The 8,522-nt window shown below is 64.5% G+C and carries 8 protein-coding genes and 1 tRNA gene; 3 read left to right on the plus strand and 6 right to left on the minus strand.

What is annotated here, in order from left to right; genetic code table 11:
• Position 1 precedes the first annotated feature (1 nt).
• The 3 genes from B2P87_RS06155 to B2P87_RS06165 all read right to left on the minus strand — a co-directional run bounded on the left by B2P87_RS06155 (position 2) and on the right by B2P87_RS06165 (position 2,823).
• Positions 2-814, minus strand: coding sequence for a hypothetical protein (locus B2P87_RS06155; protein ID WP_244940751.1), 813 nt, complete (start codon positions 812-814; stop codon positions 2-4).
• 27 nt (positions 815-841) lie between these two features.
• Entirely contained in the window at positions 842-1,276 is a 435-nt protein-coding gene (locus B2P87_RS06160) for a GFA family protein (protein WP_141891695.1), read from the minus strand.
• Positions 1,277-1,383: 107 nt separating this feature from the next.
• The gene (locus B2P87_RS06165; protein ID WP_141891694.1) at positions 1,384-2,823 is read right to left on the minus strand and encodes an NAD(P)-dependent oxidoreductase; all 1,440 of its coding nucleotides are present in this window, start codon (positions 2,821-2,823) and stop codon (positions 1,384-1,386) included.
• Between the two features lie 241 nt (positions 2,824-3,064).
• Here B2P87_RS06165 and B2P87_RS06170 point away from each other — a divergent pair, with 241 nt between their 5' ends.
• Positions 3,065-3,871 (plus strand): undecaprenyl-diphosphate phosphatase, encoded by an 807-nt coding sequence (locus B2P87_RS06170; RefSeq protein ID WP_141891693.1) that lies wholly within the window; start codon positions 3,065-3,067, stop codon positions 3,869-3,871.
• Positions 3,872-3,933: 62 nt separating this feature from the next.
• Here the strand turns inward: B2P87_RS06170 and B2P87_RS06175 are convergent, their stop codons facing one another.
• Positions 3,934-4,923: a complex I NDUFA9 subunit family protein gene (locus B2P87_RS06175; protein ID WP_141891692.1), complete on the minus strand. Its 990-nt coding sequence runs from the start codon at positions 4,921-4,923 to the stop codon at positions 3,934-3,936.
• 229 nt (positions 4,924-5,152) lie between these two features.
• Here B2P87_RS06175 and B2P87_RS06180 point away from each other — a divergent pair, with 229 nt between their 5' ends.
• Together B2P87_RS06180 and B2P87_RS06185 are read left to right on the plus strand one after the other, a co-directional pair.
• Positions 5,153-5,563, plus strand: a complete 411-nt coding sequence (locus B2P87_RS06180) for a globin domain-containing protein (RefSeq protein ID WP_141891691.1) — start codon at positions 5,153-5,155, stop codon at positions 5,561-5,563.
• Positions 5,564-5,661: 98 nt separating this feature from the next.
• Positions 5,662-5,748 (plus strand) — tRNA-Leu (locus tag B2P87_RS06185).
• Between the two features lie 146 nt (positions 5,749-5,894).
• Here B2P87_RS06185 and B2P87_RS06190 read toward each other — a convergent pair.
• Both B2P87_RS06190 and B2P87_RS06195 read right to left on the minus strand, forming a co-directional pair.
• Entirely contained in the window at positions 5,895-7,391 is a 1,497-nt protein-coding gene (locus B2P87_RS06190) for a heme biosynthesis protein HemY (RefSeq protein WP_141891690.1), read from the minus strand.
• Positions 7,392-7,401: 10 nt separating this feature from the next.
• Positions 7,402-8,522: COG4223 family protein (locus tag B2P87_RS06195; protein ID WP_286852253.1), on the minus strand; the 1,121-nt coding region annotated here is incomplete at its 5' end.

Genomic DNA, 8,522 nt, shown 5'->3' on the forward strand with positions numbered 1-8,522 from the left:
ATTAACTGATGGCGCAGCATGCCGCTGCGGCCGGTTGAGTCTGCGGATCCAGGGCGCGTTCGCCCCAGGCGCGGGGCACCGCGCGGATCCGTTGCATAAGGGTCTTCACCCGGTCCTGATCGTCCTGCCAGACGGCGCCGATCACCGGGTAAAGGATGCCCGCGTCGCGCAGCGGGTCGATAACATCGTGGCTGTCGCGGTCCGCCAGGTAGTGATGGATGCCGGGCCCCTGCGGGAAGGCCTGCCAATGCTGCGCGTCCTCAGCATTATGGCGGCCATGCAGCAGGGTGTACTGCACCTGGCCGCCCATCGCCTGATCCAGCGCCGGGCGGCTGAACTCCGTGATCCGGCTGCGCGCCTCGATCCAGCGGCGGTCCGACGGAAAGGTTGCGGGCCGCGGGCAGTATTGCGGCGCCAGCGCCAGGGCGCGGCCTGCGCCCAGCTCCGCGGCAAAGGACAGCGCCCCGTATCCGCCCATCGACACCCCAACCGTCATCAGGCGGCGCAGACCGTGGCGCCGGACATAGCCAGACACAGCCCGCAGGATCGCCGCCGCAACCCCCTCGCCCTGGAACCAGGCCTGGCGGCGGTCAGTGACAAAGATGCAGTGCCGCGCACCGCCGTCCGAGGCGCTGGCGGCAAACTCCAGCAACCCGCGTTTGGCGGCATTGGCGTGATAGCTGGTGAACACGATCATGCCGCCCTCGCCGCGCCCTTCCAGCGCACGGATCTCCACCGCCGCATCCGCGTGGAGGCGGCGGGATCTCAGGCGGAACATCGCCTGACGGAGGGATTTGCGGATCATCAGCGGCATGGCAGTCAGCAGGGGGCCGGGCGGGCCTCAGGCCTCTCCTTCAGCGGTTTCGGCAAACATGGCGCGGCATTCCTCGCCGGTCATCCGCCGGTGGGCGCCGGCAAAGGCATAGCCTGCGGGCTTGTCGTCAATGAAGAATTCCAGCTTCAGCTCGGTGCCGCCCGCGTTCTCAAACAGGCCCGCCGACATTTGCGTCTGGCCGTGCATCTTGCCTGGCGCGGTCATCCGGTACCACAGCACCGATCCGCACTCGCCGCAAAACGCGCGTTCCGCCCACTGCGAGGACTGATAGGTCCGCACCGGGCCCAGCGCGGCATAGCCGGTGTCGGCCTGAAAGCTCAGGAACGGGCCGCTGGCCCAGCGCTGGCACAGGCGGCAATGGCAGGCGGTCACGGAGGCCTGAACCGGCGTCGCCGTGACGCTCACTGCGCCGCACATGCACTGTCCCTGCAATTCGCTCATGTCCATTGTCCTTTGCTGGCTGGGTCAGCAAGGCTGACCTTGGCGCTGCTGTTTAGCTGCCCGCCGGTGCACAGGGGGTGCACAGGCGGTGTACGGGGGGTGCCGGGTTATTCCGCGGCCACCGCGGCCTTGCTGTTGAACTTCCCGATGATCGCTTCGGCACAGTCGCGGCCGTCCTTGATCGCCCAGACCACCAGCGACGCACCGCGCACGATATCACCCACCGCATAGACGCCGTCCAACTCGGTGGCGCCGGTCTGGAACGCCGCCTTGATGGTGCCCCAGCGGGTCACCGGCAGTTCCGGCTGGTTCCACAGGGCAGGCAGCTCTTCCGGCTCAAAGCCCAGAGCCTTGATCACCAGATCGGCCTCTTCAACATAGTCCGCGCCGTCGATCACTTCCGGCGCCTGGCGGCCCGAAGCATCCGGCTGGCCCAGGCGCATCTTCTGCACCATCACGCCGGCAACCTTGCCGCCGTCATCGGTGAAGCCCTTGGGCGCCGACAGCCATTCAAAGACCACGCCTTCTTCCTCTGCGTTCTGGGTCTCGCGCTGCGAGCCCGGCATATTGGCGCGGTCGCGGCGGTAGAGACATTTGACGCTGGTCGCACCCTGGCGGATCGAGGTCCGCACGCAGTCCATCGCGGTATCGCCGCCGCCGATCACGACAACCTTCTTGCCTTGTGCGTTCAGGCTGCCGTTGTCGAACTCCTCAACATCGTCGCCAAAGCTTTTCTTGTTCGACGCACACAGGAAGTCGATCGCCTTGACGATCCCTTCCGAGCCGCTGCCCGGCATCGCCAGATCGCGCGATTTATAGACGCCGGTGGCAATAATTACTGCATCATGCTGGCTGCGGATTTCGTCAAACGAGATGTCCTCGCCCACGTTGCAGTTCAGCTTGAAGGTCACGCCGCCATCGGCCAGCAGCTTGTTGCGGCGCTCGACCACGTCCTTTTCCAGCTTGAAGCTGGGGATGCCGTACATCAGCAGCCCGCCGGCCCGGTCATAGCGGTCATAGACAGTGACCTGGATACCAGCCTGGCGCAGCATATCCGCCGCCGCCAGGCCGCCGGGGCCGGCGCCGATGATGCCAACGCTCTCGCTGCGCTCGGCCAGCGGCGCGGCGGGTTTGACCCAGCCGTTTTCCCAGGCGGTGTCGGTGATGTATTTCTCGACCGAGCCGATGGTCACGGTGCCGTGGCCCGACTGCTCGATCACGCAGTTGCCTTCGCACAGGCGGTCCTGCGGGCAGATGCGGCCGCAGATTTCCGGGAAGGTGTTGGTGGACTGGCTGACCTCATAGGCCTCTTCCAGACGGCCGGTTGCGGTCAGGCGCAGCCAGTCGGGAATGTTGTTGTGCAGCGGGCAGTGGCTCTGGCAGTACGGCACGCCGCACTGGCTGCAACGGCTGGCCTGTTCTTCGGCCTTGGCAGCAGCGTACTCCGCGTAAATCTCATTGAAGTCTTCCTTGCGTACACTCGCGTCACGCTTTTGAGGCATGTCGCGTTCGATCTGCACAAATTTCAGCATCGGTTGCTTGGCCACGGGCTGGACTCCATCGTTTGTCTGGCTGCGGAAGCACCTTTTCAGGTACTGGCACGCTTTATGTCAACTGTGCTGACCTATTTTGCCAGCGCTTTACTTCTGATACCGTGTTCAACGGAAATGTACAGAAATTTTAGGTCCGCAACGGACCTTAATATGCGCTTCCCAATCCGGAGGCGGGATTTATACAGAGTCACGACTGATTTCGGCCCGTTCGCGGCCAGCAAAGGATGATTTCAGGATGCCGCTTTTCCAATTGATCCTGGTTGCACTGATCCAGGGCATTACCGAATTCCTGCCCATTTCCTCCTCTGGCCACCTGATTCTGCTGCCCGGGCTGACCGGGCTGGACGACCAGGGCCAGGTGATCGACGTCGCGGTTCATATCGGCACCCTGGCCGCCGTGATGATCTATTTCTGGAGCGACGTGCGCGAGGGCCTTGCGGGCTTGCCCCGCGCCCTGACCGGCCGCACGGACACGCCGGGATCACGCCTCGCCATGGGCCTGATCATCGCCACCATCCCGACGGTTCTGTTCGGTGCGGTGCTGCATTTCACCGGCCTCAGCGATGCGCTGCGGTCGATCACGGTGATCGGCTGGACCATGCTGGGCTTCGGGCTGGTCCTGTACTGGGCCGACCAGAAGGGCGCCGAGGTGAAACAGGCCGGCGACTGGGGCCTGCGTGATGCCCTGGTCATGGGGCTATGGCAGATGCTGGCGCTGATCCCCGGCACCTCGCGCTCCGGCATCACCATCACCGGCGCGCGCCAGCTGGGCTATACCCGCGAAGACGGCGCCCGCATCGCCATGCTGATGTCGATCCCCACGATCATCGCCTCCGGGGTGCTCCTGGGAACCGAGGTGGCGCTGGAGGCCGATACCGCCCTGATGCGCGACGCAGCGATTGCAGCCGCCCTTGCCCTGCTGTCGGCACTGGCCGCGCTCAGCCTGATGATGCGGCTGCTGCGTTCTGTCAGTTTCACGCCTTATGTCATCTATCGGGTGATCCTGGGGAGCATCCTGCTCGCCATCGCCTACAGCAGCTGAGCCGGAAACGAAAAAGCGCGGGAAAATCCCCGCGCTTTCAAGTTCTTGTGGCGATTGGCCGCTCAGGCGCCGTTGCGCAGGTTGCGGGCCGAGTTGGTCATCTCGTTATACTGGCCGGAGGGGCGGAATTTCCACAGGTAGTCCGGCAGAACCGCTTCAAGGCTGACCGGGCTGATGCCCAGATCGCTGAAGCCCTTGGCGCCCTCGGACACAACGTTGTCCGATTTCAAGCTCCGCAGCTGGTCGCGGGTCAGCACCTTGTTTGAAATCAGCTGGAAGCTTGCGGCCTGCAGCATGTCGAAACCAAAGGCCACCAGCCAGGCAGCAAACCGCGGCAGCGACAGGATCAGGCGGCGGCGGTGGATCACCGCCAGCATCTGCTCCATCAACTCGCGGAAGCTTTTCACCTCGGGGCCGCCCAGCTCATAAATGCCGCCCTCTGCCGCGCCCGTGGCCCCCACAACCGCGGCCTTGGCCACATCATCGACGTAGACCGGCTGAAACCGGGTGTCCCCGCTGGCAATCGGCAGAAGCGGCGACAGGCGGGTCATGCCGGCAAAGCGGTTAAAGAACTCGTCCTCAGCCCCGAAGATCACCGAGGGACGCAGGATAACAGCACCCGGGAAATGCTCCAGCACGGCCGCTTCGCCTGCAGCCTTGGTGCGGGAGTATGCGCTGTTCGCGTCCGCATCGGCACCGATTGCCGAAATTTGCACCAGGCTGGCAACGCCCTCCTGCGCCGCGATGCGGGCAATGCGGCCCGCGCCTTCGGCATGAACGGCGCCAAATGTGTTCTTGCCCAGTTCGTTCAGCACACCCACGCAATTCACCACTGCATCGGCACCCCGCATTACCGCGGCCACGGACATGTCGTCGCGGACATTGCAGAACACCGGCTCCACCTGGCCCGGAACACCGTAGGGCTTCACATGCATGGCTTCATTGGGACGGCGCACTGCCACACGAACACGCCAGCCTTCCTTGGCCATGCGCCGCGCAATATAGCGGCCCACGAAACCGGATCCGCCATAGATCGTGACCAGTTTGGACATCTTTTGGCTCCTGAACTTAGCTGCCCCTATGCCTTAGCGCCGCTACGGGCGTCAAACAAGGCGCAAAACGTGGGATTGCAGCCACAATGGGCGCTGAATCCGCAAGCAGCGTTAACAACTTCCGTGAAATTGGCCAGTTTGGTTAACCCGGCCTTCAGCCTCGCCCTGTTAAGGGAAATTGATGTACCCGAAACACGCGTTTCGGCGGTTGTTGAGGAGGTCGGTTCCAATGGTCAGCGCACAGGATAAGTCCCTGGTCCGCAAAAGCTTCGAGAGCGAGCGGATGGATCTTGATGCTTTCGCCGCCGCCTTTTACGCCAAGTTCTTTGCCGCCTGCCCCGAGGTCCGCCCCCTGTTTTCCCGCGACATGACCCGGCAGGAGGAAAAGCTGCTGGCCATCCTGACCCATGTGGCCGAGGCGCTGGACGATTCCGCACGGCTGGATGATATCCTCTGGCAGCAGGGGGAGAAGCACCGCAAGCGGGAGGTGCGGGATGCGCATTTCAGGGGCTTCATCACCAGTTTCAACGGCGCCCTGTCGGAAACGCTTGGCCCAGACTGGAGCAGCGAAGCGGAGCTGGCCTGGACCAGGTTTCTGACATTTGTAGCCGGGAAAATGAATTTTTCGGTGCAGCGCTAGGCGGCTGCAATCAGGCCCCCCGCGGATAACCGGCCACCCCGCCGTTTTCCATTTGACGCCCCTTGCGAACCAGCTTATACGCCGGTTTCACGACACCTGCCCAGGTGGCGGAATTGGTAGACGCGCTAGCTTCAGGTGCTAGTGTCCGTATGGACGTGGAGGTTCGAGTCCTCTCCTGGGCACCATTTCCCTGCATTATAAACACAGTCTACAGAACGGCACTGCGGCCTTTCCGGCCCTGTAATGCTGTGCGCGACGCTCTATGGCCTGCGCCAGAAAACGGCAGAACGGCAGGGAAGCCCCCCGCCGTCCGCAGTTCTTTCCTGAAGTATCAGTTCGGCTCTTTCACCGCGTCCTGCTGCTCCGGTTCCACGTCCCCTTCAGCGTCCGGGACGGGTTCCGCGAAGTCTGCTTCTTCCGCATCATCCGCCGTGTCAGCCTGCTTGCTGCCCAGCACGCCAGTGATCAGCGGAAGCATGTAGGCCGCTGCGTGGCTTGCCACTTCTGGCGTTTCCGGACGCTTCCAGGACAGGGTGTCGAAGCTGGTGCAATGCTCGCAAACCGGCTCCCATTCGGCATGGATGTGGTTACAGTTGCTGCAAACCCATTGCGGCCCCCGCGGGGCAGTCAGCGCCCTGGCCAGCCAGCCCTGCACGACCTTGTCATCCGCGCCTTCGCCACGCTCAATCGCCGCCATCAGCGTCAGCGCCCGGGCGTCCGGGGCGCGTTCCGTCAGGTCGCTCAGCCAGCGGCGGGCCTCGGGGAAGTCCTCGGCCACGATATTCAGCTCCGCCATCACCAGGCGGGTTTCATCATCCTGCGGGTTAAGCCGGGCTAGCTGGTCAAAGCGCGCGACGCGCTCGGCGGCGCTTTCGTCCGGCTCGACCTCGGCAAAGGCATGGGCCAAGTCGGGATGCGGCTGGCTTTGCCAAGTCTTTTTCAGCAGCCGCACCGCCGGGCGTTTCTTACCCTTGGCGAGATAGGCACGGGCCGCCATCGCCGCGGCAGGCACCAGATCGGGCGACAGCCGGTTAGCTTCGATCGCTTGCTCGCGCTGCTCAATCGTGGCGTTTTCGTCAATGACACCCTTGGAGGCCGACAGCGCCAGAACCGCATCACGCCGCTTGTAGACATCACGCGGCAGAGTACCGGTCTTGAGCTTGGTCGACAGCGTCTTGCGGGCACCGGCCCAATCCTCGGCCTGGGCCTGGAGACGCAGGAGAGTGTCCTGCACTTCCTCATGCTTGGGCCGCAGCGCCAGCGCCTTTTCGGCCAGCTGGCGGGCGGTGTCGGTGTCGCCTTGGGACAGCTTCTGCTTCATGATCCCGCGCACGCCGACAAACCGGGTCTGCTGGTTCGACAGCAGGCGTTTGTACGCATCCGCCGCCTTGTGGGTGTCGCCGCTCATCTCCGCGGCCTGCGCCACCAGCAGATCCGTCAGCTCAGGGTTCTGAAGGTATTTCTCCGCCCGCGCCGCCTTGGCCAGGGCCAGCCGCCCCTCACCGGAAGCCAGCGCCATCAGACCTTCCGACAGCGCCCGGTAGCCCTTGCGCTCACGACCCTTGTCCCAATAGCGCGACAAGGCGGTCTCATCCCCGTTCAGGAACCGCAGCGTGGCCACCAGCAGCGACAGCAGCTTGAGAAACAGCCAAAGCGCAACAACAAGCACGCCCAGCGCGATGACCGATTGCAGAGCGCTGAGGGTGTATTCGGTGCCGGCAACGGTGATCTGCACCCCGCCGGCGGTTTCCATCAAAAGGCCCGCGCCAAATGCCAGAAGCGCGACAATCGCGACAAATACGAGGATCTTCAACAACGACCAGAGCATGGCGGCTTCCTTATTTGGCTTGCAGGCTTTGGGCCAGATCAGCAGCAGCGTTCACCGCTGCCACCCGCGCGTTTGCCGCCGCTTCCCAGCCGGACAGGGCAGCGCGGGCTGTTTCCGGCAGCGCCGACACTTCGGTCAGCGCCTCCTCTATCCGGCCTGCAGCCACGGCGGCCTCGGCCCGGGACAGGATGGCATCCGGATCATCGCCGTCGCGCGGCGCAACGGAACGGGCGCCAAGATGGCGGTTCACATAATCCATCAGGCTGCCGCCGCCTTTTGCTTCTTCCCGGGCAGCTGCCAGCGCCTCGCGGGCGGCCGGGGCAAAGCCGTCGCGCAGGGCCGTCAGCGTGGCGACGCCGGTTTCCGCCGGCCCGGAGAGCGCGGACGGAACCTCAACGCCCAGAAGCTCAAGCTGCTGCACGTTGGAGTCATAGCTGTTGCCGCTGTCCAAAGCAGACCGCAGCTGCGCCAGCTGGGTCTGGGCGCTGGCGATGCGGGCGGCTTCGGCACTGGCGGTTTCCATGTCTTCCGCTTCGGCCAGCTTCTGATCAATTTCGGCGCGCTGCGCTGCAAGGCTGTCCTGCAGCTTGCCCAGCTCTGCCTCAAACGCTGCCACCGCTTCGGGCGTTGCGCCTTCCAGCGGCCGGGTTTCCAATGCGGACACACGGCCGGCCAAGGCCTCCAGATCCCCGCGCAGCGCCTCATCAGGGGCCTGCGCGGTCTGCGCCTCCTTCAGCGCCGCAATCTCTGCGGCCAGGGCGTCGGCCTGATCGGACAGCGGTGCAAGGTCCGGGGCGCGGCTGCCCTCTAGCTGCTGCTGCAGCGAAGCAAGCGCTGCCTGCATCTCCGACTGGCTGGCCCGCAACGCGGCCAGATCCGCACTGCTTCCCTGCAGCGACGGCGGCAGGACGCTGTCGAGCCAGCCGCTCTGGCCAGCCACAAAGCCGATACCCGCAGCCACCACGCCGCCCAGAAGGGCTGCGCCGAAGCCGCCGCGTTTCTCCACAACCCGCTCGATTTCGCGCGGCGGCGCTTGTGCCGCGGCAGCCTCCGGCGTTTCAGCCGGCGTGTCTTCTTGCGGGGTTTCCCTTTCGAAGGGAGACACAAATGCGGTCTCGGTCTCGGTCTCGG

The organism is Leisingera sp. UBA4491 (assembly GCF_002388965.1).
In the GTDB taxonomy this organism is placed as follows: Bacteria; Pseudomonadota; Alphaproteobacteria; order Rhodobacterales; family Rhodobacteraceae; genus Leisingera; species Leisingera aquaemixtae.

What these genes read in the sequence shown, in the direction of transcription:
- B2P87_RS06155 (WP_244940751.1), bottom strand. Translation starts at nt 814, where the DNA reads ATGCCGCTGATGATCCGCAAATCCCTCCGTCAGGCGATGTTCCGCCTG.
- B2P87_RS06160 (WP_141891695.1), bottom strand. Translation starts at nt 1,276, where the DNA reads ATGAGCGAATTGCAGGGACAGTGCATGTGCGGCGCAGTGAGCGTCACG.
- B2P87_RS06170 (WP_141891693.1), top strand. Translation starts at nt 3,065, where the DNA reads ATGCCGCTTTTCCAATTGATCCTGGTTGCACTGATCCAGGGCATTACC.
- B2P87_RS06175 (WP_141891692.1), bottom strand. Translation starts at nt 4,923, where the DNA reads ATGTCCAAACTGGTCACGATCTATGGCGGATCCGGTTTCGTGGGCCGC.
- B2P87_RS06180 (WP_141891691.1), top strand. Translation starts at nt 5,153, where the DNA reads ATGGTCAGCGCACAGGATAAGTCCCTGGTCCGCAAAAGCTTCGAGAGC.
- B2P87_RS06190 (WP_141891690.1), bottom strand. Translation starts at nt 7,391, where the DNA reads ATGCTCTGGTCGTTGTTGAAGATCCTCGTATTTGTCGCGATTGTCGCG.